This window comes from Micromonospora parastrephiae (assembly GCF_016802865.1).
In the GTDB taxonomy this organism is placed as follows: Bacteria; Actinomycetota; Actinomycetes; order Mycobacteriales; family Micromonosporaceae; genus Micromonospora; species Micromonospora parastrephiae.
The window spans coordinates 41,913-65,789 of record NZ_JAEVHM010000011.1; the positions used below are offsets into that span (position 1 = coordinate 41,913).

General features: G+C 71.9%; 19 protein-coding genes and 2 pseudogenes. 9 read left to right on the top strand and 12 right to left on the bottom strand.

Translation table 11 applies throughout. The annotated features are described in order from the left end of the window. Positions 1–34: 34 nt before the first annotated feature. The 3 genes from JNW91_RS04685 to JNW91_RS04695 form a co-directional block, all read right to left on the bottom strand. Complete coding sequence (locus JNW91_RS04685) at positions 35–892, bottom strand: universal stress protein (RefSeq protein WP_203173701.1); 858 nt, start codon at positions 890–892, stop codon at positions 35–37. Between the two features lie 10 nt (positions 893–902). Next, the gene (locus JNW91_RS04690) at positions 903–3,296 is read right to left on the bottom strand and encodes a phosphoketolase family protein (RefSeq protein ID WP_203173702.1); all 2,394 of its coding nucleotides are present in this window, start codon (positions 3,294–3,296) and stop codon (positions 903–905) included. 66 nt (positions 3,297–3,362) lie between these two features. Continuing rightward, positions 3,363–4,223, bottom strand: a complete 861-nt coding sequence (locus tag JNW91_RS04695) for a universal stress protein (RefSeq protein ID WP_203173703.1) — start codon at positions 4,221–4,223, stop codon at positions 3,363–3,365. A 157-nt stretch (positions 4,224–4,380) separates the two neighbouring features. Here JNW91_RS04695 and JNW91_RS04700 point away from each other — a divergent pair, with 157 nt between their 5' ends. The 6 genes from JNW91_RS04700 (at position 4,381) to JNW91_RS04725 (ending at position 9,668) form a co-directional block, all read left to right on the top strand. Beyond that, positions 4,381–4,617: an HTH domain-containing protein gene (locus JNW91_RS04700; protein WP_007457155.1), complete on the top strand. Its 237-nt coding sequence runs from the start codon at positions 4,381–4,383 to the stop codon at positions 4,615–4,617. Next, positions 4,617–5,195, top strand: a complete 579-nt coding sequence (locus JNW91_RS04705; protein ID WP_203173704.1) for a Clp protease N-terminal domain-containing protein — start codon at positions 4,617–4,619, stop codon at positions 5,193–5,195. The genes JNW91_RS04700 and JNW91_RS04705 overlap by 1 nt, the downstream gene beginning before the upstream one ends. Positions 5,196–5,288: 93 nt before the next feature. Then, positions 5,289–6,293, top strand: coding sequence for a diacylglycerol/lipid kinase family protein (locus tag JNW91_RS04710; RefSeq protein ID WP_309244224.1), 1,005 nt, complete (start codon positions 5,289–5,291; stop codon positions 6,291–6,293). Next, complete coding sequence (locus JNW91_RS04715) at positions 6,286–7,287, top strand: YihY/virulence factor BrkB family protein (protein ID WP_203173705.1); 1,002 nt, start codon at positions 6,286–6,288, stop codon at positions 7,285–7,287. Before JNW91_RS04710 ends, JNW91_RS04715 begins: the two co-directional genes overlap by 8 nt. Before the next feature lie 70 nt (positions 7,288–7,357). Then, positions 7,358–8,848 (top strand): phosphatase PAP2 family protein, encoded by a 1,491-nt coding sequence (locus JNW91_RS04720; protein ID WP_203173706.1) that lies wholly within the window; start codon positions 7,358–7,360, stop codon positions 8,846–8,848. Between the two features lie 10 nt (positions 8,849–8,858). Then, positions 8,859–9,668: an endonuclease/exonuclease/phosphatase family protein gene (locus JNW91_RS04725; RefSeq protein ID WP_203173707.1), complete on the top strand. Its 810-nt coding sequence runs from the start codon at positions 8,859–8,861 to the stop codon at positions 9,666–9,668. Positions 9,669–9,799: 131 nt separating this feature from the next. Here the strand turns inward: JNW91_RS04725 and JNW91_RS04730 are convergent, their stop codons facing one another. Together JNW91_RS04730 and JNW91_RS04735 are read right to left on the bottom strand one after the other, a co-directional pair. After that, positions 9,800–10,639, bottom strand: a complete 840-nt coding sequence (locus tag JNW91_RS04730) for an alpha/beta fold hydrolase (RefSeq protein ID WP_203173708.1) — start codon at positions 10,637–10,639, stop codon at positions 9,800–9,802. Further along, entirely contained in the window at positions 10,636–11,598 is a 963-nt protein-coding gene (locus tag JNW91_RS04735; RefSeq protein WP_203173722.1) for a TIGR03557 family F420-dependent LLM class oxidoreductase, read from the bottom strand. The genes JNW91_RS04730 and JNW91_RS04735 overlap by 4 nt, the downstream gene beginning before the upstream one ends. A gap of 321 nt (positions 11,599–11,919) precedes the next feature. Between JNW91_RS04735 and JNW91_RS04740 the strand changes: the two genes are divergently transcribed. Further along, complete coding sequence (locus tag JNW91_RS04740; RefSeq protein WP_203173709.1) at positions 11,920–13,269, top strand: cellulase family glycosylhydrolase; 1,350 nt, start codon at positions 11,920–11,922, stop codon at positions 13,267–13,269. A 167-nt stretch (positions 13,270–13,436) separates the two neighbouring features. Here the strand turns inward: JNW91_RS04740 and JNW91_RS04745 are convergent, their stop codons facing one another. The 7 genes and pseudogenes from JNW91_RS04745 to JNW91_RS04770 form a co-directional block, all read right to left on the bottom strand. Then, the gene (locus JNW91_RS04745; protein WP_203173723.1) at positions 13,437–14,858 is read right to left on the bottom strand and encodes an RNA polymerase sigma factor; all 1,422 of its coding nucleotides are present in this window, start codon (positions 14,856–14,858) and stop codon (positions 13,437–13,439) included. Positions 14,859–14,861: 3 nt separating this feature from the next. Next, positions 14,862–15,263 (bottom strand): YciI family protein, encoded by a 402-nt coding sequence (locus JNW91_RS04750; protein WP_203173710.1) that lies wholly within the window; start codon positions 15,261–15,263, stop codon positions 14,862–14,864. Between the two features lie 104 nt (positions 15,264–15,367). Continuing rightward, the gene (locus JNW91_RS33825; RefSeq protein ID WP_407664257.1) at positions 15,368–15,745 is read right to left on the bottom strand and encodes a GH36 C-terminal domain-containing protein; all 378 of its coding nucleotides are present in this window, start codon (positions 15,743–15,745) and stop codon (positions 15,368–15,370) included. Between the two features lie 18 nt (positions 15,746–15,763). Continuing rightward, positions 15,764–17,502 (bottom strand): annotated as a pseudogene (locus JNW91_RS04755) (alpha-galactosidase); the annotation flags it as partial. Then, positions 17,499–18,410: a carbohydrate ABC transporter permease gene (locus JNW91_RS04760; protein ID WP_203173711.1), complete on the bottom strand. Its 912-nt coding sequence runs from the start codon at positions 18,408–18,410 to the stop codon at positions 17,499–17,501. The gene JNW91_RS04760 and the pseudogene JNW91_RS04755, both read right to left, overlap by 4 nt. Then, the gene (locus JNW91_RS04765; RefSeq protein ID WP_203173712.1) at positions 18,407–19,363 is read right to left on the bottom strand and encodes a carbohydrate ABC transporter permease; all 957 of its coding nucleotides are present in this window, start codon (positions 19,361–19,363) and stop codon (positions 18,407–18,409) included. Before JNW91_RS04765 ends, JNW91_RS04760 begins: the two co-directional genes overlap by 4 nt. A 21-nt stretch (positions 19,364–19,384) precedes the next feature. Further along, a complete protein-coding gene (locus tag JNW91_RS04770) occupies positions 19,385–20,713 on the bottom strand; it encodes an ABC transporter substrate-binding protein (protein ID WP_203173713.1) in 1,329 nt (442 codons plus the stop codon). 285 nt (positions 20,714–20,998) lie between these two features. On the opposite strand from JNW91_RS04770, the gene JNW91_RS04775 reads away from it, so the two are divergent. Together JNW91_RS04775 and JNW91_RS04780 are read left to right on the top strand one after the other, a co-directional pair. Then, complete coding sequence (locus tag JNW91_RS04775) at positions 20,999–23,002, top strand: beta-galactosidase (protein WP_203173714.1); 2,004 nt, start codon at positions 20,999–21,001, stop codon at positions 23,000–23,002. A gap of 37 nt (positions 23,003–23,039) precedes the next feature. Next, a pseudogene (locus tag JNW91_RS04780) lies at positions 23,040–23,804 on the top strand (DeoR/GlpR family DNA-binding transcription regulator); the annotation flags it as partial. Positions 23,805–23,877 lie beyond the last annotated feature (73 nt).

The following is a 23,877-nucleotide window of genomic DNA, read 5'->3' on the forward strand; positions in this document are numbered from 1 at the left end:
GCGGGCCTCCACGGTGTCGTCCCGCCCGCCTCGGTCAGCGTTCCCGGACCACCGCGACCGGGCAGTGGGCGTGCTGGATCAGTTGTTGGCTGACCGAGCCGAGCAGCATCCCGGCCAGCCCACCCCGGCCCCGGGTGCCGACCACCACCAGCCGCGCGTCGCTGCTCGCCTCGATCAGCATCGCCGCCGGGCTGCCGGGAACCAGGTCGACGGTGATGCTCAGCTCGGGAAACGTGCGCCGCCACGGCTCCAGCGTCTCCTCGACCGCGGCCCGCTCGTCGGGCACCCCGGCCGCCCCACCGGGGCCCGGGGTCCAGGCGTGCAGGACGCGCAGCGGCACCCGCCGTTGCGCGGCCCGTTCCGCGGCGAAACCGAGCGCCACCAGCGCCGGCTCCGACCCGTCCACGCCGACCGCCACCGGGCCGGCCGACGCCTCGGCCGGAACGCTGCCGGCACCGTCGCGGACCACCACGACCGGGCAGTGCGCGTGCGCGGCGACCGCCACCGCCGTCGACCCGGCCAGCAGGCCACCGAACCCGCCGTGGCCCCGGCTGCCGAGCACCAGCATCCCGGCCTCGGCCGAGCGCTCCTGCAACACCAGGGCCGGCGGCCCGTCGTACACCTCGCCGGTGACCGTCAGCCCGGGGTTCGCGGACGAGGCGTCCGCCGCGGCCCCGCGCACCAGGTCCTCGACCTGCCGGCGGGCGGTGTCGTCCGGCCAGACGCCCGGCGCCAAGCCCGGGCCCACCCAGCCGGCCACGGTCAGCCACTCGAAGACGTACGCCAGTCGCACCGGCTGGCCGCTGAGCCGAGCCTCCTCCAGCGCCCAGTCCAGGGCCACCGAGGCGTCGGTGGAGCCGTCGTAGCCGACCAGGATCTCCGCGTCACGCACGTCGTCCTCCTCAGGGGCTGGTCGGGTCGGTCTCGCGGACCCAGCGCCACTCCGCGACCTGGGGGTCGTCCTCGCCGTACCGGCGGGTGTAGTCGCGGGCGGCCTGCCGCGCGTCGACCATGTCCTGGCGCAGGTGCGCCGCGCGGGCGGCGAGCCCGGGCACCCGGTCGATGACGTCGATGACCAGGTGGAAGCGGTCCAGGTCGTTGAGCATCACCATGTCGAACGGAGTGGTGGTGGTGCCCTCCTCCTTGTAGCCGCGCACGTGCAGGTTGTCGTGGTTGGTACGGCGGTAGGTGAGGCGGTGGATCAGCCACGGGTAGCCGTGGTACGCGAAAATGATCGGCCGGTCCTCGGTGAAGATGGTGTCGAACTCGTTGTCGGTCAGGCCGTGCGGGTGTTCGGTGTCCGGCTGGAGCCGCATCAGGTCGACCACGTTGACCAGTCGCACCTTCATCTCCGGAAGGTGCTGGCGCAGCAACTCGGCGGCGGCCAGCGTCTCCAGGGTGGGCACGTCCCCGCTGCAGGCGAGCACGACATCCGGCTCGCTGCCACCGTCGCTGCTGGCCCACTCCCAGATGCCGAGGCCGCGCCGGGTGTGCTGAATGGCCTCGGTCATGGTGAGCCAGTTCGGCGCCGGCTGCTTACCGGCCACCACCACGTTGATGTAGTGCCGGCTGCGCAGGCAGTGGTCCATCGTGGCGAGCAGGGTGTTCGCGTCCGGCGGCAGGTAGACGCGGACCACCTCGGCCTTCTTGTTGACGACGTGGTCGATGAAGCCGGGGTCCTGGTGGGAGAAGCCGTTGTGGTCCTGGCGCCAGACGTGGCTGGACAGCAGGTAGTTCAGCGAGGCGAGCGGCTGCCGCCACGGGATGGCCCGGGTCACCTTCAGCCACTTGGCGTGCTGGTTGAGCATCGAGTCGACGATGTGGATGAACGCCTCGTAACTGGTGAACACGCCGTGCCGGCCGGTCAGCAGGTAGCCCTCCAGCCACCCCTGGCACAGATGCTCGGAGAGCACCTCCATCACCCGGCCGTCGGGGGAGAGGTGGTCGTCGCCGGGCACCGTGGCGGCCACCCAGGCCCGGTCGGTCACCTCGAAGGCGGCGCCCAACCGGTTGGAGGCGACCTCGTCGGGGCCGAACAGCCGGAACGTCCGCGGGTTGGCGGCGATGACGTCGCGGATCCACGGGCCCAGCGCCCCGGTCGCCCCGGCCATCGGCTGGCCCGGCTCGGGCACGTCCACGCCGTAGTCGCGGAAATCGGGCAGGGCCAGGTCCCGTAGCACCACTCCGCCGTTGGTGACCGGGTTGGCGCTCATCCGTCGGTCGGCGCGCGGCGGCAGCGTCCGCAGCTCTTCCACCGGCGCGCCGGTGGCGTCGAACAGCTCCTCCGGCCGGTAGCTGCGCAGCCACCGCTCCAGCTCGGCGAGGTGCGTCGGGTTGGTGCGCACCCCCGACAGCGGCACCTGGTGGGCGCGGTAGGTGCCCTCCACCTGCGCGCCGTCGACCTCGCTGGGGCCGGTCCAACCCTTCGGCGTCCGCAAGATAATCATTGGCCAGCGGGCACGGTCGACGACGGCGCCGGAGCGCGCCCGACGCTGGATCGCCGCGATCTCGTCCAGCGCCCGGTCCATCGTCGCGGCGAGCGTGCGGTGCACCTGGGCCGGGTCGTCGCCGGCCACCACGTACGGCTGGTAGCCGGATCCGCGCATGAGGTCGAGCAGGTCGGCCTCGGGGAGCCGGGCCAGCACCGTCGGGTTTGCGATCTTGTAGCCGTTGAGGTGCAGGATGGGCAGCACCGCGCCGTCGCGGGCCGGGTTGAGGAACACGTCGGAGAGCCAGCTGCCGGCCAGCGGGCCGGTCTCCGCCTCGCCGTCGCCGATCACGCAGGCCACCACCAGGTCCGGGTTGTCGAACGCGGCGCCGTACGCGTGGCTCAACGCGTACCCCAGCTCACCGCCCTCGTGGATCGAGCCCGGCACGTCGGCCGCGACGTGGCTGGGGATGCCGCCGGGGAACGAGAACTGCCGGAACAGCCGGGCCATCCCGGCCTCGTCGCGCGCCACGTCGTGGTAGCGCTCCGACCAGGTGCCCTCCAGCCAGGTGTTCGCCACGATGGCCGGGCCGCCGTGGCCGGGACCGGTGACCAGCATGGCGTTCAGGTCGCGCGCCACGATCACCCGGTTGAGGTGAACGTAGATCAGGTTGAGTCCCGGGCTGGTGCCCCAGTGGCCGAGCAGCCGCGGCTTGATGTCGTCCGGGGTCAGCGGCTCGCGCAGCAGGGGGTTGCCCAGCAGGTAGATCTGCCCGACGGTGAGGTAGTTCGCGGCGCGCCAGTAGGCGTCCAGCCGGCGCAGCTCGTCGTCGGTGAGGGCGCTGCGCACGTCGAGAGCGGTGTCCATGATGCTGCCTCTCGCGGGTCGGAATGGGCGTCCGGCGTCCAGCCTCGCGGCTGGCGGCGCCCCGGATCAGGGCCGTTGGTCCCGCGCCGGGCGGGCGTCGGGCCCGGTGAGGGGCATCTCGGCCAGGCCGCGGACGACGACCACCGGGGCCGGGGAGTGGTAGAGCAGGGACTGGGCGACGGCGCCCAACATGGCCCGGCCCGGTTCGTCGCCCCGGGCGGCGACCAGCGCCACCTGCGCCGAGTGGGACGTGTCGATGAGCACCTGGCCCGGATCGCCGCGCTCGACACGGCACTCGGTGGGCACCCCGGTGTGGTCGCCGGCGTGGCGGGCCAACGCCTCGGTGAGCTGCTCGGCGACCGCGTCGGTGTCCTCGTCGTACTCCACCACCCGCAACGCCAGCAGTCGGGCGCCGCGCTGGGCCGCGCACTCCAGGGCCCACCGCAGAGCGAGGTGTGAACTGGGTGAGCCGTCCACGCCGACCAGCACGGGGCCCTGCGGCGGTGGCTCGCGGCGGACCACCAGCAGCGGGCAGCCGGCCCGCGCCGCCAACTGCACCGCCGGCGTCTCGGCCGGCACGCACTGGCCGCTGCCGGCCATGCCGCTGTCGCCGACCGCCAGCAGGAAGGCCGCCTCCGAACGCCGGATGAGGGTCTGCAGCATGGCGCTCTGGACGATTTCGCTGCGGACGGTGAGCCCGGGCTCGGTCCGGTGGGCGAGTTGCGCGGCCTTGGCGATCAGCTGTTCGGCCCGGTCGCGCGGTGCGGCGACGGTGTCCGCGGCGAAGGCGGCATGCCAGTCGAAGGTGTGCAGCAGGTGCAGTGCCCGGCCGTGCCAGACGGCCTCCTCTGCCGCCTGCTGGACCACCGGGAGGTCGCGCTCCGAGCCGAGGCCGACGAGCACCTCCGCATCCGCGGATGCGGTCATCCGACATCACCTCCCGGGCGTCGCGCCCGGCACGACCACGCTGTCCTGACCGAGGGTAGTCGGATGAACACGCCGGCGGGCCGGTTCGGGACGGGTCGAACCGGCGTCTCGTCAACTAGGGTTGACAAGGGTGGTGTTGTCAACGTATGTTGACGGCATGAGTCAGGCGACGGAACTCGCGGCGGCAGCCGGCAGCACCGACCCCCGGGTCGGGCTGCGCGCCGTCCGTGCGCTGCGCCGGCTGCTCGAGCGACTTGAGGTGGTCCAGGTGGACAACGCCCGTCGACAGGGCTGGTCCTGGCAGGAGATCGCCGACGCGCTCGAGGTCAGCCGGCAGGCAGTGCACAAGAAGCACGCCGGGCGACCGGCGGTCAACTCATCCTGGGAGGCGTGATGTTCGAACGGTTCACCGACCGGGCACGTGACGTGGTGCGGCGGGCGCTGGAGGAGGCGCGGGCCGAGGGGCAACGCCCGGTCGGCACCGAGCACCTGCTGCTCGCCCTGCTCGCCGACGAGGCCGGCCTGGCCAGCCGCGTGCTGACCGACGCCGGGGTGCGCGCCGACGACCTGCGCGAGCGGGTCCGCCGGCACACGGCCAGCGGTGGCGCCGGCCTCGGCGACGCGGACGCGGCCGCCCTACGGGAGATCGGCATCGACCTGGCCGCGATCGTGGCCCGCATCGAGCAGTCCTTCGGCCCGGACGCGCTGCGCGAGGCCGTGCCCGCGCCGCGCCGCCGCTGGGGGCGCAAGCGGTATCTCGGCGGGCCGCTCTCACCCCGGTCCAAGAAGGTGCTGGAGCTGTCACTGCGGGAGGCGCTGCGCCTGCGCCACAAGCACATCGGCACCGAGCACATCCTGCTGGGCGTGCTCCGCGAGGGCCACGGGCTCGGCGCGCAGGTGCTCACCGAGTCCGGCGTCGACCTCGACGATCTGCGCCGACGGGTGGAGAGCGCGCTCCGGACCGCCGCGTGACGGGCGCGTACGCGTTGAAACCTTTCTGTGGCACTTCCGACGCCGCGCGTTCACGGGCTCGCTGAAGCCGTCCGGGTGCTGCACACTGGCGCCGTGGATGCTGGACAGGACAGACGGCCCTCGGGCGGCGACGGCGGTCTGCGCTCCGCCGTGGTGGTCAACCCGGTGAAGGTCGGCGATCTCGACGAGCTGCGACGCACCGTCGACGACGCCCTGGCCGCCGCCGGCTGGCCGGCGCCGCAGTGGTACGAGACGACCGTCGACGACCCGGGCCGCGGCCAGACCGAGCGGGCCGTCAAGGACGGGGTCGACCTGGTCTTCGCCTGCGGTGGCGACGGCACCGTGATGTCCTGCGTCAGCGCGCTGGTCGGCACCGACGTGGCCCTCGCCGTGCTGCCGCAGGGCACCGGCAACCTGCTCGCCGCCAACCTCGGCCTCTCCACCGACCTGGCCGCCGGCCTGCAGGTCGCCGTCGAGCGGGGCCGGCGGCTGCTCGACGTCGGCGCGGTCGAGGACCGCTACTTCACCGTGATGGCCGGCATGGGCTTCGACGCCCAGATGCTCGCTGCCACCAACGAGACCACCAAGGCCCGCATCGGCTGGCCGGCGTACGTGGTGGGCGCCGCCCGGCACCTGCGCGACCGGCCGATGCGGGTGCAGATCCGCATCGACGACCGACCACCGGTACGCCGCCGGGCGCGCTCAGTCCTGATCGCCAACGTGGGCCGGCTCCAGGGCGGGGTACGGCTGCTCACCGAGGCCGAGCCGGACGACGGCTGGCTCGACGTCGCGGTGCTCACGCCGCGCAGCCTGCGGCACTGGCTCGCGCTCGGCTGGGCGGTGATCCGCCGCAGCGGCCAGGTGCCCCGGATGGAGGTGTTCCGCGGCCGGACCGTGGTGGTCACCAGCAACCGGTCCCAGCCCCGGGAGCTCGACGGCGACCTCATCTCCCCGGACCGGCAGCTGCGGGCGGACGTCCGGCCCCAGGCGCTCTGGCTCTGCGTCCCCCAACCCCAGGACGCCCCCGACCTGGCCGCGGACGCGCAAGGCGCCGGAGAGCGGGGCGAGCAGCTGATCGAGGAAGCGCGCCGTGAGTAGCACCCGGATCGTGCCGGAGACCCGGCTGATGGCCGACGCGGAGCTGTCCGCCGACGACGCCTGGCACACACTGCGCCGCAAGGGCGGCTGGCACCTGCTGCGGGACGCCTTCGTCCGGTTCCGCTACGGCGACGGGTTCAGCCACTCCCGGGCCTTCGCGCTGCAACTCTGCCTGGCCGTCGTGCCGTTCCTGATCGCCCTCACCGGCCTGGTCAGCGAGCTGGGCGTGGAGGAGGGCGGCCGCGTGGTCGCCGACACCGTGCTGGCGCTCACCCCCGGGCAGAGCGCCCAGGTGGTCGGCGAACTGCTCGGCGAGGGCGAACGTGTCGAGGACGCCGGTGAACTGGCGCTGACCCTGGGTCTGCTCACCGGCCTCGTCGCGCTGACCACGACGATGGCCCAGATCGAGCGGGGCGCCAACCGCATCTACGGCGTCGAACGGGACCGACCCGCCCTCTGGAAATACCTGCGCGCCGCGGTGCTGGCGGTGACCGCCGGCCTTCCCGCGCTCGCCGGGTTCCTCATCCTGGTCGGCGGCGGCGCGATGGGCGACTCGGTGCGGGAGCACTACGAGTGGGGCGAGGTCGCCCACGGCATCTGGGACGCCGTCCGCTTCCCGCTGAGCCTCGGGCTGACCGTGCTCGCGGTGGCCGTGCTGTTCCGGCACGCGCCCCGCCGCCGCCAGCCCGGCCTGTCCTGGCTGTTCTTCGGCGCCGTGATCGCCACCGCCCTGTGGTGGCTGGCGAGCCTGCTGCTGGCCGCGTACGTGCGGTTCAGCGACGGCTTCGGGCAGACCTACGGTGCGTTGACCGGCATGATGGCGCTGCTGCTCTGGGCCAACCTGACCGGGATGGCGCTCTTCGGTGGGCTGTCGTTCGCCGCCCAACTGGAGGCGCTGCGCATCGGTGTGGAGGAGCCCGCCCAACCGGACCTGTGGGAGCCCGACACCGACCGCGCGGAGCTGCTCGACACCGGGGACATGACCGCGCTGTAGGGGCGCCGGCGTGTACGCCCGACGCGGATCGGGTAAAGCGCCTCGCCAGAGGCGACAAGGGAGGTGCGGGGTGACCGCGGTCAAAGAGGTGGCGCGGCGGCCGATCGGTCATTTCGCCGAACGGAGCATCGCCGGTCTGGTGGCCGTCACCGGCGCCGGGGTGGCCTTCGGGGTGCTGTTGCTGCTCGTCCGGGTGCGGTGGAGCCCGTTGCAGGACGCCGACCACGCGGTCGCCGAATGGTTCAACGGGCTCGTAGCCCCGCACCACGCGCTTGTCACCGTGCTCCAGGCGGTGACCGACCTGGGTGGCCGGCCGATCCTCATCTGGTTGGTCACCATCGCCGTGGTCGGGCTGCTGATCCGGCGCCAGCCCCGACTGGCCGTCTACCTGATCATCACCGGGGTCGGCGGTCTGATCCTCGACCCGTCGCTCAAGACGCTGGTCGGCCGGCTCCGCCCGGTCGTGGACGTGCCGGTCGCCAGCGCCCCCGGCAACAGCTTCCCCAGCGGGCACGCGCTCGGCTCGTTCGTCGCGTACGGGGCGCTGCTGCTGGTGTTCCTGCCGGCGATGGCGCCCCGCTGGCGCAAGCCGGCGATCGTCGGCGTCGGCGTGCTGGTGGCGCTGATCGGTCTGACCCGGATCGCGCTCGGCGTGCACTTCATCTCCGACGTGCTCGCCGGCTGGCTGCTCGGCGCCGCCTGGCTGGGCGTCTCCGCGTACGCCTTCCGGCTGTGGCGGCGTGAGCGGGGTCGGTCGGTGCCGCCGCTGAGCGAGGGTCTGGAGCCGGAGGCCGGGCACGACATCGCCCCCGCGCCGGCCGAGGAGCGTGTGCTGGCGCACCCCCGCTCGGCGGTGGCGGAGCTGCTGGTCGGTTGGGTGCTCGTGTTCGGGGCGCTGTACGGCTTCGGCATGTACGTCAGCTACCACGCCAAGGGCACCTTCTTCGACACCCTCGACACGCAGGTGCCGCGCTGGTTCGCCGAGCGGCACACCGAGGTGCTGACCGACGTGAGCTGGTGGTGGAGCAAGTTCGGCGACACCCACGCGATCCTGCTCATCTCGCTGGTGTTCTGCCCGCTGGTGTTGGCGGTGTGGCGGCGCTGGCGGCCGGTGCTGTTCGTGGCGTTGGCGATGGTCGGCGAGCTGTCCCTCTTCCTCGCCGCGGCGCGGGCGGTCGACCGGCCGCGACCGCCGGTGGAGAACCTGGACGGGCAGATGCCCACCTCGTCGTTCCCGTCCGGGCACATCGCGGCGACGATCTGCGTCTGGCTGGCGATCACCGTCATCGTGTTCCCCCGTACCGACCGGTGGTGGCGTTGGATCTTCGTGGCGCTGGCCGTGATCATGCCGGTCGGTGTGGCCACGTCGCGGATGTACCGGGGGATGCACCACCCGACCGACTTCATGGGCGCGATCCTGCTCTCGGCGCTCTGGATCGGGCTGCTCTACCTGGTCGTCCGCCCGAACGCGGACCTGAAGGAAGGCAACCAGCCGGCAATCGAGTCGGAGGACGTGGGGACCCTCGACGACGAGCTGGCGCGGGCCGGCCGGGCCGACTGAGCGCCGCGTCGTGCTGCGGGTGATGACCTGGAACATCCGCACCGGCGGTCGGGACCGCGGTGGCTCGGACCGGCTGGATCGGGTGGTCCAGGTCATCGCCGAGCAGGCCCCCGACGTGCTGGCGCTGCAGGAGCTGCGCGGCTTCGACCGCAACGGGCTGATGGCCGCCGTGGCGGGTCGGGTGGGCATGACGCCGCACCTGGCCCGGTCCTGCCTCGGGCAGCCGGTGGCGGTGCTGGTCCGGCCGCCCCTGCGGATCGTCGACGCGGGGGCGCTGCGCCGGCCGTTCCACCACGCCGCCGCCCGCGTCGTGGTGGGCACGTCGGCCGGCCCGCTCACCGTGCTCAGCACGCACCTCTACCCGTACTCCGGGGGCCGGCGGCGGATGGAGGCGGAGTGGCTGGCCGCCGCCGCGCGACGCGCCCCGGGGCCGCTGACGCTGATCGCCGGTGACCTGAACTCCCTCGACCCGACCGTGGACCACACCGAGCGGCTGGCCGGGATGCCTGCCCTCTACCGGCGGCGGCACCTGCGCCGGATCGGGGACGACGTGGACACCCGCGCGGTCGCCCGGTTGCTGGCCGCCGGCCTGGTCGACCTGTGGCCGTCGTCGGCCGCCGGGGCGCCGGAGGCCGACGGCCTCACCGTGCCCACCCGGTTCGGTGGGGAGGAGTTCGCCGGAATGCGGCTGGACTACCTGCTCGGCAGCCCGGCGTCGGCGCAGCGGGTCCGTGACTGCCGGGTGATCCGGGGCGGTGCGGCGGACACGGCCTCCGACCACTATCCGCTGCTGGCCGAGCTGGACCTGTCGGCCGACTGACCCCGCTCAGAGCACCAGGTTGAGCAGGACGGTCAGCACCACCGAGGCGACGATCGAGAAGAGAATCATCAGCAGGCAGCCGAGGCCACCGCCGAGCGGGCGGATCTCCGTGTTGCCGAAGCGCATGAGGTTCACCTGTCCATGAGTGCGGGATCGGGGGCGAGGAGGTGACGCATCGCGGTCGCGACCTCCATCGGAGCGGTCGTGACCACGTTGTGGGCGGCCCCGGGGACGACCACCAGGTGGGCGTCGGGCACCAGGCGTGCCACCTGGTCCCGCCACCGCGACGGTGCGACCGGGTCGCGTTCGCCGGTGAGGACCAGAGTCGGTGCGGTGATCCGGACCAGGTCCGCCTCGATCGCGTTGCGCACCGAGTGCGACAGCGTCGCGAGGACCCGCCAGGGCCGCGCGTTGTAGACGTCCCGCGCCAGGACCGGCGCCTGTAGTGGCGCCTCGCGCAGGGTGTCCACCAGCCACCGGCCGAACTGGCCCCGGCGGGACCGGGCGGCCGGGTCGCTGGTCGGCCCCGCCAGCACCAGCGCGCGCACCGCGTCGGGGTGGTTCGCGGCGAGCGAGGCGGCCACCTCCGCGCCGAACGAGTGCCCGAGCAGGCACACCGGCGGCAGCCGGTACGCGGCCAGCCAGGCGGCCAGGTGGTCGGCGTGCCGGCGCACGTCGTACGCGGACCGGGGATGTTGGGACAGCCCGAAGCCGGGCAGGTCCGGCACGTACACCGGATGGGTGGCGGCGAGCCAGGCGGCCAGCGGGGTCAGGTAGCGGTGGGAGACCGCCAGCCCGTGCACCAGCACGACGGGTGGCGCCCCGGTGTCGGGGTCCCCGCCGCGCCGGGTGTGGGTGCGCAGGCCGTCGACGAGCCGCCAATCGCTGGCCAGTCCGGCGGCCGGCCAGGGTGCGGCCATGGCGAGGCGCAACTCGGCCCGCCCGAACCGGCCCGCTCCGGTCGGCTTCACAGTTGCCGCAGCCGGGGCAGCAGCTGCTCCTGGGCCCAGTCCAGGAACATCGGCTGGGTCTCGCCACCGACCTGGACGATCGCCACGTGGGTGAAACCCGCGTCGACGAACTTGCGGAACGCCTCGACGTGCGCGTCCACGTCCGGACCGCAGGGGATGCCCTCGGCGACGTCCTCCTCCCGGACGAACTGGGTGGCGGCGGCGAAGGACTCCGGGCCCGGCAGGTCGGCGTTGACCTTCCAGCCCGCCCCGAACCAGCGGAACTGGTCGTGCGCGATCTTGCGGCATTCCGCCTCGTCCGGGCCGTAGCAGATGGCCACCTGGCCGTAACGGGGTTGACCGGCGCCGCCGGCGTCGTCGTACATCTCGATGATGCGTCGGTCGGGCTCGGTGGAGATGATGCCGTTGCCGTACTCGGCGGCCAGCGTCGCGGACTGTCGACCGGACGCGGCGACGGCCATCGGCACCGGCCGCTCCGGGCGGTCCCACACGTAGGCGTCGGGCACGTCGAAGTGGTTGCCGGAGAAGGTCAGCGTCTCGCCGTTGAGCAGCGGCCGGATGATCTGCAACGCCTCCTCGAACATCTCGTGGCGCTGCTGCACGTGCGGCCAACCGCCGACCACGTGCTCGTTGAGGTTCTCGCCCGCGCCGAGGCCGAGGGTGAACCGGCCGTCCGAGAGCGCCCCGATCGTGCTGGCCTTCTGCGCCACCACGGCCGGGTGGTAGCGGCGGATCGGGCAGGTCACGAAGGACATCAGCTCCGCGCGGGAGGTGGCGTGGGCGACCGCGCCGAGCACCGACCAGGCGTACGGGGAGTGGCCCTGGGAGTCGAGCCAGGGGTAGTAGTGGTCGGACATCACCAGCTGGTCGAAGCCGGCCGCCTCGGCCCGGACCGCGTGGTCGACCAACTGCTTGGGACCGGCCTGTTCGCACATGAGGGTGTAGCCGACGCTGACCATCCTGGTTTCCCCTTCCACCGACGGGATCGTTCCCGGGATACCCAGGTCGGCAGCCGTCAACCCTCCCGTCCGGTTCGTGGGCGACCGTGCTCGACAAGCGACGGCGAGCTGCGGATGGCCACTCTTAACCGGTTAAGATCAGGTTGGGCCATCGCGGCTGTCCGGACCGGCTGCGGGAACTGAACCGGTTGCGCCGATCAATCCATCGTCCTACGCTGATGTCTGCGCCGCCGGGAACCGGGCGGCGGCTGCCGGGCTCAGCCGCCTTCCCCTGTCACGTCCCACCCCTGTCGGGCACCGGGGGTCTCCCTGAGGAAGGCCATGAAGACACGACTCTCCGCCACCGCCGCGGCCCTGCTCGCGCTGCTCGTCGCCGTGCTGGCGTTCGGCCAGCCGGCGCGCGCCGCAGCCGGTTTCACCGTCGCCAACGGCAAGTTGTACGACGCCAACGGCACCGAATTCATCATGCGCGGGGTCAACCACGCGCACACCTGGTACCCGCAGCAGACCAGCTCGTTCGCTGACGTGAAGGCGCTCGGCGCGAACACCGTGCGGGTGGTGCTCTCCAGCGGCGACCGGTGGACCCGCAACACCAACGCCGACGTCGCGAACGTCATCTCGCTGTGCAAGGCCAACCGGTTGATCTGCGTGCTCGAGGTGCACGACACCACCGGGTACGGCGAACAGAGCGGCGCGATCACCCTCGCCCGAGCGGTGGACTACTGGATCAGTCTCGCCGACGTCCTCGCCGGCCAGGAGAAGTACGTCATCGTCAACATCGGCAACGAGCCGTACGGCAACCAGAACTACGGCTCCTGGGCCACCGACAGCGCCACCGCCGTCAAGCGGCTGCGGACCGCCGGCCTGACCCACACGATCATGGTGGACGCGCCGAACTGGGGGCAGGACTGGTCGTTCACGATGCGCGACAACGCCGCCTCGGTCTTCGCCGCCGATCCGGCCCGCAACACGGTCTTCTCCATCCACATGTACGGGGTGTTCGACACCGCCGCGGAGATCAGCGACTACCTGGGTCGGTTCCGTGCCGCCGGGCTGCCCATCGTGGTCGGTGAGTTCGGTTTCAACCACTCCGACGGTGACCCGGACGAGGACACCATCCTCGCCTACAGCCAGGCCAACGGGATCGGCTGGCTGGGCTGGTCGTGGAGCGGCAACGGCGGTGGCGTCGAGTATCTCGACCTGGCCACCTCCTTCAACCCGGCCAGCCTGACCACCTGGGGTCAGCGGCTCTTCAACGGCCCCAACGGCATCCGGCAGACCGCCCGGGAGGCCAGCGTCTTCGGTGGCACCCCACCGCCGACCACCCCCACCGCCCACCCACGCCCCCCGCCGACCACGCCTCCGCCCGGCGGTGGCTGCACAGCGACGTACTCGGTGGTCAACCAGTGGCAGGGCGGCTTCCAGGGCGAGGTGCGGGTGACCGCCGGCGCCAGCGCGATCACGGGCTGGACCACCCGGTGGACCTTCGCCAACGGCCAGAGCGTCACCCAGTCCTGGAACACGACGCTGACCAGCAGCGGAGCCGCGGTGACCGCGCGCAACGTGGACCACAACGGCCGGCTCGCGGCTGGTGCCAGCGTCAGCTTCGGTTTCATCGGCGGCTGGACCGGCAGCAACGCGAAGCCGGAGGTGACCTGCACCGCGAGCTGAACCACGGGCTGGTGGCCGGGCGCGCGCCCGGCCACCAGCGCCCGCCGTCGTCAGTGTTCGCCGACCAGATCAGGCTGGTCGCCAGCACCTCGGCGGCGATGGCGATCCCCAGCAGCACGTGCGTGCCGCCCCCGGACGTCTGCCGTCCGGCCCCTTTGGAGCTGATGTCACAGACGACTCGGATGCGGATGCGCGGGTCCGGCATCCGTCTCGCCGGATGAATCGTCTACGGCATCAGCTCCAGAGGCGGTCCGGACACCTCCTCGGCCCGGAGCCGAGCGATCGGGGCCGTCCGAGCAGCCCGAGCCACCCGAGCCGCCGGACCGGGCCGCAGGACCGCCGGACTCGGCGGCGAGTCGGGCCGCCCGCATGGTCAGGTAGAGCTGTTCGGGAACGCTGCTCGTGCGCGCCGCCGCGGCCCGGTAGTCGTCGATCGCCCGCTCCCGGTCGCCGGCCATCTCGTGCAGGTGCGCACGGGCGGCGGGGAGCCGGTGGTGCCCGGCCAGCCGGGGATCGTCGGCCAGCGCGTCGAGGGCGGCGAGGCCGGCCGCCGGCCCGTGCGCCATGGCGGTCGCCACGGCCCGGTTGAGCGCCACCACCGGGCTGCCGGCGAGCCGTTCCAGCACCTCGTAGAGAGCCAGGATCTGCGGCCAGTCGGTCGCCTGGGTGCTCGGCGCCTCGTCGTGCAGGGCGGCGATGGCGGCCTGCACCTGGTACGGGCCGACCGGTCCGCGTGGCAGCGCCCGGGTGACCAGTGCGACGCCCTCGGCGATCGCGGTGGCGTCCCAGCGGCCGCGGTCCTGGTCGGCCAGTGAGATCAGCTCGCCGGAGGGTCCGGTCCGCGCCGGGCCGCGCGCCTCGGTGAGCAGCATCAGCGCCAGCAGGCCGGCGGTTTCGCTGTCGTCGGGCAGCAGCGCGTGCAGCGCACGGGCCAACCGGATCGCCTCGGCCGCGAGGTCGATGCGGCGCAGCTCCGGACCGGTGGTGCTGGTGTGTCCCTCGGTGAAGATCAGGTAGAGCACCTGCCGGACGGCGGCCAGCCGCTCGGCCCGCTCCGGCGGGTCGGGCATCCGGAACGGCAGCCCGGAGGCGCGGATGCGCTGCTTGGCCCGGCTGATTCGCTGCGCCATGGTCGCCTCCGGCACCAGGAACGCGCGGGCGATCTCGGCGGTGCTCAGCCCGCCGACGGCGCGCAGGGTCAGCGCCACGGCCGACGTCGACGCGAGTGCCGGGTGGCAGCAGAGGAAGAGCAGGACCAGGGTGTCGTCCCGCTCGGCGGTCAGTTCCTCGTCCGCGGCCGGGGCGTGCTGCCGGTCGTCGGGGTCGCGGCGGGCGACCAGGTCCTCCCGGCGACGCCGGGCCTGCTCGGCGCGGACCAGCTCGATCATCCGGCGGTAACCGACCTGGACCAGCCAGCCGCGCGGGTTCGCCGGCAGCCCCTCGGCCGGCCACTGGGTGGCGGCGGCCAGCAGCGCCTCCTGCACCGCGTCCTCGGCGGTGGCGAAGTCACCGAAACGACGGGCGAGCACGCCGAGGACCTGCGGCGCCAGGTCGCGCAGCAGGTCCTCGATGCGGGGCTCGGTGCTCAGTCCTCACAACTCCTGTGCGGGGGCGGACATCACCGGGTGCACCTCGATCGGCATGTTCAGCGGCCGGCCGCCGGGGCCGGGCGCGGTGGAGATGTACGCGGCCAGCTCCACCGCCCTCTGCGGGCTGTCACAGTCGACGATCCAGAAGCCGGCGAGGAACTCCTTCGTCTCCGCGAACGGCCCCTCGGTGACCACCGGCGCCCCGCCCTCACCGGCACGGACGATCCGGGCCTGCTGCGGGCCGCCGAGACCCTGCCCGTCGACCCACTCGCCGGCGGCGGTGAGCTTGTCGTTGACCTCGCCCATGAACGCGATGTGCGCCCGGATCTCCTCCGGGCTCCAGGTGTCGATGCTCGGGAAGTCGGTCCCGGCGGCGCTGAACTGCATCAGCAGCATGTACTTCATAATTCGCTCCTCACGCCTGCGCACCATCGTCGGTGCTCGCACCCTGAGGTAGAAGCAGGCGACGCCGTTCTCGACACCCCGAGCACAGATTCTGCCGAATCTTTTCAGTCGACGGCGGTGACCTCCAGCACCAGGCTCTGCTCCGGGTGCAACGCGGGCACCTGCACGCCCACCCGGGCCAGCGCCGCCCCGGTGAGCGTGACACCGGCGGCCAGCCAGGTCGGCGCGGATCGGTCGATGGTCGCCGGCGCCGGCACGTCCGCCACCGGTCGTACCCGGTAACGCCGGCCCGGGTCGAGGCCGGGCAGCCGTACCGCGCCCGGAACCTGCGCCACCGAGGTGGCCAACCGCGCCACCGCGTACACCGCCCGGGTGGTGTCGTGGTCGACCACGCCGTGCGCCCAGACGGCCGGGTCCGGGTGGTCGACCCGGACCACCCGCCCGGCGTGCAGCAGCGGGCGTAGCCGTTTGTGCAGCGCCACCCACGCGGCCAGCTCGGTCTGCTCGGCGGCGCCGATGGACGCGATGTCCCACTCGATGCCGTGGTGGCCGAACAGCGCGGTGGCCGCCCGGAAGCCCAGGTCGTGTACGCGGTTGGTGGTGTGCGACCGCTCCGGACCGATGTGTGTGCCGACCAGTTCCGGTGGCAGCAGCAGCCCGGTCCAGCGCTGGATGCTGAGCCGTTCCAGGGCGTCGTTGCAGTCGCTGGCCCAGACCCGGTCGGTGCGGGCCAGGATGGCCAGGTCCACCCGGGCGCCGCCGGACGAGCAGCTCTCGATCTCCACGCCCGGGTGCGTCGGCGCAACTCGTCGAGGAGCCGGTAGACCGCCAGGGTCTGCGCGTGCACGCCGGGGCGCCCGAGGTGTCCGGCCTCGGTGAGATCCCGGTTCTGGTCCCACTTGAGGTAGCTGATCCCGGGATGGTCGGTGAGCAGCGCGTCGAGCCGTCCCAGCAGGTAGTCGTACACCTCGGGGCGGCCCAGGTCGAGCACCTGCTGGTTGCGCCAGGCCGGCGGCAGTCGCCCCGGTACGGCCAGCAGCCAGTCGGCATGCGCGCGGAACAGATCGGAGTCGGGGTTGACCATCTCCGGTTCCACCCAGATGCCGAACTCCAGGCCCCGACCGGTCACGTGGTCGATGAGCGGTTGCAGGCCGTCGGGCCAAACGCCCTCGTCGACGTACCAGTCGCCGAGCCCGGCGGTGTCGTCGCGCCGGCCGCGGAACCACCCGTCGTCGAGCACGAACCGTTCCACGCCGATCTGCGCCGCCCGGTCGGCGAGGGCGCGCAGCCGGTCCAGGTCGTGGTCGAAGTAGACCGCCTCCCAGACGTTCAGGGTCACCGGGCGGGGGGAGCGCGGGTGCCCGGGCCGGGCCCGCAGGTGGGAGTGGAGTACGTCGCTGAGCCCGTCCAGCCCCGCGTCGGACCAGACCGCGTAGAGCAGGGGAGTGTCGTACGACTCGCCGGGGTCGAGCCGGATCTCGCCGGTGCCGAGCAACTCGCCGCCGCCGAGGGTCGACTCGCCGGTGGGGCGGCGCTCGGCGAATGTGACGTGGTCGCCGCTCCACGCGGTGTGCACCGCCCAGACCTCACCGTGGCCGAAGCCGAACCCGGCGGTGCCGGCCACCAGCAGCAGCGTGGCGTCGTGCCCGGTACGTCCGTGCCGGCCCTCGCGGACCCAGGCGCCCTGCTGCCACGGGTGCCGCTGCGGGGAGCGTTCCCGACACCAACGTCCGGTCAGGTCGAGCAGTTCGGTGGCGACCGCCGGCACCGGCAGCACCGGGGTCAGCTCCCGCAGCTCGTACGCGCTGTCGCCGTCGTTGCGCAGCCGGTGGCGAATGGTCAGCAGGCCGTGCGGATCCAGCGCGATCTCGATGTTCAGCGCCAGCCCGGCGGCCCGGTCCGACGCCCGCACGCTCACCCGTGCCGGGCCCTCGACGGGCTGGTCGACGTCGAGACCGTCCAGCCGGAACGCGGTGGACCAGTCCCGCCCGTCGCGGTGCCCGGCCAGAGCTGGCCGGCCGCTCCAGCCGGCGCTCGGCTCCGGCAGCAGGGACAGCACGGTCGGCTCGTCGAAGCTGCTGGGCACCACCGGCGGTACGGTCGCGCCGGCGAGTTGGCGCAGGCCGTCGTCGTCGAGGTCGCCGACGTCGCCGCCCCAGTGCACGACCCGGGGCAGCCCCGGGCCGCGCGCGTCGAGCACCAGGCTGGTCCGCGCGCGGCGCAGGTGCAGGATCGTCATCCCTTTGAGGCTCCCAAGGTCAGGCCCCGAACGAAGTGCCGCTGGAGCATAAAGAAGATCACCAGGGTGGGGATCGCGACGAGCACGCTGCCCGCCGAGACCAGGTTGTTGTCGGTGAAGAACTCGCCGCGCAGGTTGTTCAGCGAGCTGGTCACCGGGAACTTGTCGCCGGTGCGCATGAGGACGGTGGCCCAGAAGAACTCGTTGTAGATCCAGGTCACCTCCAGCGTCGCCAGCGCGGCCAGGGCCGGCCGGCACAGCGGCATGGTGACCTGCCAGTACTGCCGCCAGATGCTCGCCCCGTCGACCATCGCCGCCTCGTACAGGTCGCGGGGCAGCGCCTTCATGTAGTTGCTGAGCACGAAGACGCAGAAGCCGCACTGGAAGGCCACGTTGATCAGGATCAGGCCCCAGTAGCTGTCGTAGAGCAGTTCCGAGTCGCTCATGAACTCCGGCAGCGGCACCTCGGTGAACATCCGGAACAGCGGGATGAGCAGTGCCTGCTGGGGCAGCAGGTTGGCCGCGGTGAAGATCCCGAGCAGGACGAGGTTGAGCTTCCAGCTGAACCGGGCGATGACGAACGCCACGCAGGAGGCGAGGAAGAGCGTCAGCAGCACCGCCGGCACGGTGATGTACACCGAGTTGAGGAAGTGCTTGCCGAACTCCGCGGTCTGCCAGGCGGTGACGTAGTTGTCGAGGGTCCAGCCGCCGAGCGAGACGTAGCCGTTGGCGGCCGTGTACTCGTAGGAGCGCAGCGACGTCAGCACCGCCCAGGCGATCGGGAAGAGCCAGATCAGCGCGACGGCGATGAGGAAGCCGTGCAACAGCAGCCGCAACGGGGTCAGCTTGCGGCGGGTCGGGCCCTCGGCCCCACCCTCGGTACGCCGGGTCACGGTCGCGGTGCTCATTGCCGGTTCTCCCTCAGCACGGTCGCCAGGTAGATGGTGATGAAGACCAGCGAGACGACCAGCATGATCGTCGCGAGTGCCGAGCCGAAGCCGATCCGGCTCGCCTCACCCACCACGTTCTGGGTGACCAGCGCGGAGATCAGCTCCAACCCGTTGCGGCCCTTGTTGACCACCCAGACCAGGTCGAACGCGCGCAGCGACTCGATCACCGTCACCACCAGCACGATGATGTTGATGGGCCGCAGCACCGGGAAGACGACCCGGAAGAACGTCCGGCTCTCCGAGGCGCCGTCGACCGCGGCGGCCTCCCGCAGTGACGGGTCGACGCCCTTCAGCCCGGCCAGGTAGAGCAGCATGATGTAGCCGACGTGCCGCCACCCGGACGCGATCATGACCGCCCAGATGTTGACGCTCGAGTCGCCGTACCAGTCGATGTTGCTGCCGAAGACGGCGTTGATCAGACCCTGGTCACGGGAGTAGAGCAGCTGCCAGACGAAGCCGATGAGTGCCAGCGAGAGCACCACCGGCAGGTAGAGCGCGGTCTGGTAGAAGCGGCTGCCGCGCAGCTCCTTGTCGAGCAGCACGGCGAGGAACATGCCGAACGGGGTGGCGACCACGAACAGCGCCGCCAGCCAGAGCAGGTTGTGCTGGATCGCTGGCACGAACGGCGGGTAGATGTTCACCACGTCGCTGTAGTTGCGCGCGCCGATGAACTCGATCTCGTTGAGGGGGCCGATGCCGTCCCAGTTGGTGCCGGAGAGCAGCACGGTGGCCGCCGCGGGCAGCCAGACGAAGCCGGTGACGAGCAGCAGCGGGACGAGCACCATCAGCGTGATGACCACGCGGTCGGTGCGGGACAGGAGCCGTAGCCGCCGGCGACGACCACCCGTGGAGGTGGTCGCGGCCGGCGGCGGCACGGCGCGATCCGCTTGGATCAGGGGCAGGTCGGACACGATGTCCTCCCCCTTCCGCCGTCAGTCGGTGAAGATCGACTTCTTCTGGCTCTCGATCGACGAGGTGAGCCCGTCGATGTCCTTGGGGTTCTTGATGAACTGCTGGATCGCCGGGATCATCACCGTGGAGGCGAAGTCCGGCCGGGTGTCCCGGTCGAGGAACTGGGCGATCTCGGTGGCCGACCCGACCAGCTCGGCCGCCTTCTTCTGCAGAGCGGTGTAGCCGCTGACGTCCGCGCCGGTGTTGGCGACCAGGGTGGCCGGGTCGTTCTTGATCGTGATGTCCGCGGCGGCCTTGCCGCCCACGTACTCCAGCAGCTTCTCGGCGTTGGCCTTGTTCTTGGGCTTGCGGGCCATCATGTATCCGTCGATCGGCGCGTCCAGCGCCTTCGCCCCGATCGACGGGTCGATCTCCGGGAAGGTGAAGAAATCGAGGTCGTCCTGCTCCTCGTTGCTGAACTGCTGGCCGACGAAGAGACCGAGCAGATACATGCCGCTCTTCTTCTGCTGCAACGACTGCGCGGCCTCCTGCCAGGTGCGCCCGAGGCTGTCCGGCTGGTGCAGGGGGAGCAGGCCGGCCCAGGTGTCGAAGACCTTCTTGACCTTGTCGGAGGTCCAGGCCTCCTTGCCGGCCATCAGGTCGATGTGGAACTGGTAGCCGTTGATCCGCAGGTTGAGGATGTCGAAGGTGCCCATCGCCGGCCAGCCGTCCTTGTCGGCGAAGGCGATCGGGGTGAGGCCGTCCCTCTTCATCTGCGCGCTGAGCGCGGTGAGCTGGTCCAGGGTCGTGGGCACCTGGTAGCCGTACTGCTTCCACACCGACTTGCGGTAGAACATCGCCCAGGGGTAGTAGGACGACGGTACGAAGTACTGCTTGCCGTCGTCGCCGGTGGACGCCTTCTTGAAGGCGTCGGAGAAGCCGGACAGCTTGCCCCACACGTCACTGATGTCGCTGGCCAGGCCCTTGGCCGCGAAGAAGCGCATCCGGTAGCCGGCGAACCACATGAAGACGTCGTCCGGCTTGCCCTGCAGGTAGTTGTTGATGTTCTCCTGGTACGTGTTGTGGTCGACCGTGTTGATCGCGGTCTCGATGCCGGACGAGGTCTTGAACCCGTCCATGACCTTCGCGGTGACGTCCTTGGGCTTCGGGTCGGACTGGTTCGAGCCGACCGACACGTTCTTCGAGTCGGACCCGGAGCCGGAGTCGTCACCACAGCCGGCGAGCAGGCCGGTGCCGAGCAGCGCGCCCGTGCCGGCGGCGCCGGCCAGCAGCGATCGTCGGTTGATGCCGGCGACGGAGGGCGGTACGAGCCGAGCCAGGTACTCGGCTTGGGATCGGGGACGGGACATCTGTGCCTCCTGCGAATGAAGAGGTGCTACGCCCAAGGGCCGTCAGGGGGTGGCGAAAGTCGGGTCCGGCGTCGTGTTACACATCGGGATCCACCGAGAATCCACATTGGTGAACACGAACGGCCATTGGGGCCTCAAGCTACCCGTCCGCAGGCCGCTGTCAAGAGGGCAGTTCGCCTCTGATAACCCAGTCGTGACACGGCCGTTACGTAGTAAACGTTGGAAAGGAAGTCGATGTTGGAACCTGTTGACTTCCGTGCACCGCCCGGTGCACTCTCAGCTGTCATGCGGCCATGGCAGGGTGACAGCATCTATTTCGGCGGCGACTACAACCCCGAGCAGTGGCCCGAGCAGACCTGGTCGGAGGACATCGACCTGATGCGTCGGGCCGGGGTCAACCTGGTCTCCGTCGGCATCTTCTCCTGGGCGCTGCTGGAGCCCACCCCGGGCCGGTTCGAGTTCGGCTGGCTGGACCGGATCCTGGACCTGCTGCACGACGGCGGCATCCAGGTCGACCTGGCCACCGCCACCGCCAGCCCGCCACCCTGGCTGGCCCGCGCACACCCGGAGACACTGCCCCGCCGAGCCGACGGCGCGATTCTCTGGCCGGGCGGCCGGCAGGCGTACTGTCCCAGCTCCCCGGTGTTCCGCGAGCGGTCACTTGAGCTGGTACGCGCGGTCGCCGGCCGGTACGCCGAACACCCCGCCGTGGTCATGTGGCACGTCTCCAACGAGCTGGGCTGCCACAACGTGCACTGTTACTGCGATGTCAGCGCCAAAGCGTTCCGGGGATGGCTGCGGGAGCGCTACGGCGACCTGGACCGGCTCAACGACGCCTGGGGCACCGCCTTCTGGAGCCAGCGCTACGGCGACTGGGCCGAGATCAACCCGCCGCGCGTCGCGCCGACCTTCGCCAACCCCACGCAGCAGTTGGACTTCCTGCGCTTCTCCTCCGACGAGCAGCGCGCCCAACTGCGCGCCGAACGGGAGGTGTTGAAGACGCTGGTCCGCCAGCCGGTCACCACCAACTTCATGGTCGGCACGGGCGTCAAGCACATGGACTACCACTCCTGGGCCGCCGACGTGGACCTCGTCTCCAACGACCACTACCTGACCGCCGCCGACCCGCAGGCTCACCTCGGGTTGGCGCTCGCCGCGGACCACACCCGGGGCGTCGCCGGCGGCGATCCGTGGCTGCTGATGGAACACTCCACCAGCGCGGTCAACTGGCAGCCGCGCAACGTGGCCAAGCTTCCCGGGCAGCTGCGCCGCAACAGCCTGGCGCACGTCGCCCGCGGCGCGGACGGCGTGCTGTTCTTCCAGTGGCGCGCCTCGCGGGCCGGAGCGGAGAAGTTCCACTCCGCGCTGGTGCCGCACGCCGGCCCGGACACCAAGGTGTTCCGCGAGGTCTGCCAGCTCGGCGCGGACCTGAAGGCGTTGGCCGAGGTCCGCGGCAGCCGGGTCGACGCGGAGGTGGCGATCCTGTTCGACTGGGAGGCGTGGTGGGGGGTGGAGCTGGATTCGCACCCCAGCGCCGACGTCACCTACGCCGACCGGCTCAACGCCCTGTACGGCGCGCTGTGGCGAGCCGGCGTGACCGCCGACATCGTCCACCCGTCGGCCGACCTGAGCGGCTACCGGCTGGTCCTGGCGCCCACCCTCTACCTCGTCCGCGACGCCGACGTCCACGCACTGCACCGGTACGTCGAGGCCGGCGGCACGGCCGCGGTCACCTACTTCAGCGGCATCGTCGACGAGAACGACCACATCCGGCTGGGCGGCTACCCGGGGGCGTTCCGCGAGCTGCTCGGCGTACGGACCGAGGAGTTCTTCCCACTGCGCGAGGGCGAGCAGGTCCGGTTGGACGACGGCAGCACCGCCGACGTGTGGACCGAATGGCTGCACCCCGACGGCGCCGAGGTGCTGGCGTCGTACACCGATGGCCCTCTGCCCGGCGTGCCGGCGCTGACCCGGCACCGGGTCGGCGCGGGCGCCGCCTGGTACGTCGGCACCCGACTGGACGAGCCGGCCACCGACCGGCTGGTCGCCCGGCTCGTCGACGAGGCCGCCGTCCGCCCGGCGGCGCCGGCGCCGTCCGGGGTGGAGGTGGTACGACGACGCGACGGCGAGCGGACCTGGCTGTTCGTCATCAACCACACCGGGGCGGAGATCCGGCTCCCGGCGGCCGGCGTGGAGTTGTTGACCGGCGCGCGGTGTGCCGGTGAGCTGACGGTGCCGGCCGGTGAGGTGGCGGTCGTCCGTGAGGACCGGGCCGACGACCCGGTCTGACCCAGGCGACGGCCACGGCGCGAAGGAGGTTCCCCAGATGCTCGCCCAGCAGCGGCAGACCGCCATCCTCGATCTGATCCGCCAGCGCGGTGGTGTGCGGGTGAGTCACCTGGTCAGCCGGTTCGGCGTGTCCGACATGACGATCCGGCGCGACCTGGAGGTGCTGGCCGAGCGCGGCCTGGTCGACAAGGTGCACGGCGGCGCGACGCTCGCCGGGCCGGGTTCGGCCGAGGAGCCCGGCTTCGCCGCCAAGTCGGTCCGCCAACAGGCCGAGAAGCGGGCGATCGCCGAGCGGGCCGCGAGGATGGTGGAGCCGGGGATGGCCATCGCGTTGTCCGCCGGCACCACCACCGCCGCGCTGGCCACGCTCCTGTCCGACGTGCGGGGGCTGACCGTGGTGACCAACTCGATCCCGGTGGCCGACGCGCTGTACCAGAATCCGCGCGCCGACCAGACGGTCGTGTTGACCGGTGGCATCCGCACCCCGTCGGACGCGCTGACCGGGCCGGTCGCCGAGGCGGCGATCAGCGCGCTCAACGTCGACCTGCTGTTCCTCGGCGTGCACGGGCTCAGCCCACGCACCGGCTTCACCACGCCGAACCTGCTGGAGGCCGGGGTCAACCGGTGCCTGATCGGCGCCGCCCGCCGGCTGGTGGTGCTGGCCGACCACACCAAGTGGGAGACGATCGGCATCGCCACCATCGCCCCGCTGGAGGCCGCCGACGTGCTGATCACCGACGTCGGACTGCCAACCGAAGCGCGCACCACAATCGGAGAACAGGTAGGCGAACTAGTCCTAGTAGAACCCCCGGTCGGACCGCGGTTGGGTGGTGGAGAAGACCGAGGATCTGACCACCGGCGACCTGGTGCACCAC

Excerpts from the sequence above, each read along its gene's own strand:
- JNW91_RS04690 (WP_203173702.1), bottom strand. The coding sequence starts at position 3,296 with ATGGACACCGCTCTCGACGTGCGCAGCGCCCTCACCGACGACGAGCTG.
- JNW91_RS04695 (WP_203173703.1), bottom strand. The coding sequence starts at position 4,223 with ATGACCGCATCCGCGGATGCGGAGGTGCTCGTCGGCCTCGGCTCGGAG.
- JNW91_RS04700 (WP_007457155.1), top strand. The coding sequence starts at position 4,381 with ATGAGTCAGGCGACGGAACTCGCGGCGGCAGCCGGCAGCACCGACCCC.
- JNW91_RS04705 (WP_203173704.1), top strand. The coding sequence starts at position 4,617 with ATGTTCGAACGGTTCACCGACCGGGCACGTGACGTGGTGCGGCGGGCG.
- JNW91_RS04735 (WP_203173722.1), bottom strand. The coding sequence starts at position 11,598 with ATGGTCAGCGTCGGCTACACCCTCATGTGCGAACAGGCCGGTCCCAAG.
- JNW91_RS04740 (WP_203173709.1), top strand. The coding sequence starts at position 11,920 with ATGAAGACACGACTCTCCGCCACCGCCGCGGCCCTGCTCGCGCTGCTC.
- JNW91_RS04750 (WP_203173710.1), bottom strand. The coding sequence starts at position 15,263 with ATGAAGTACATGCTGCTGATGCAGTTCAGCGCCGCCGGGACCGACTTC.
- JNW91_RS04760 (WP_203173711.1), bottom strand. The coding sequence starts at position 18,410 with ATGAGCACCGCGACCGTGACCCGGCGTACCGAGGGTGGGGCCGAGGGC.
- JNW91_RS04770 (WP_203173713.1), bottom strand. The coding sequence starts at position 20,713 with ATGTCCCGTCCCCGATCCCAAGCCGAGTACCTGGCTCGGCTCGTACCG.
- JNW91_RS04775 (WP_203173714.1), top strand. The coding sequence starts at position 20,999 with ATGCGGCCATGGCAGGGTGACAGCATCTATTTCGGCGGCGACTACAAC.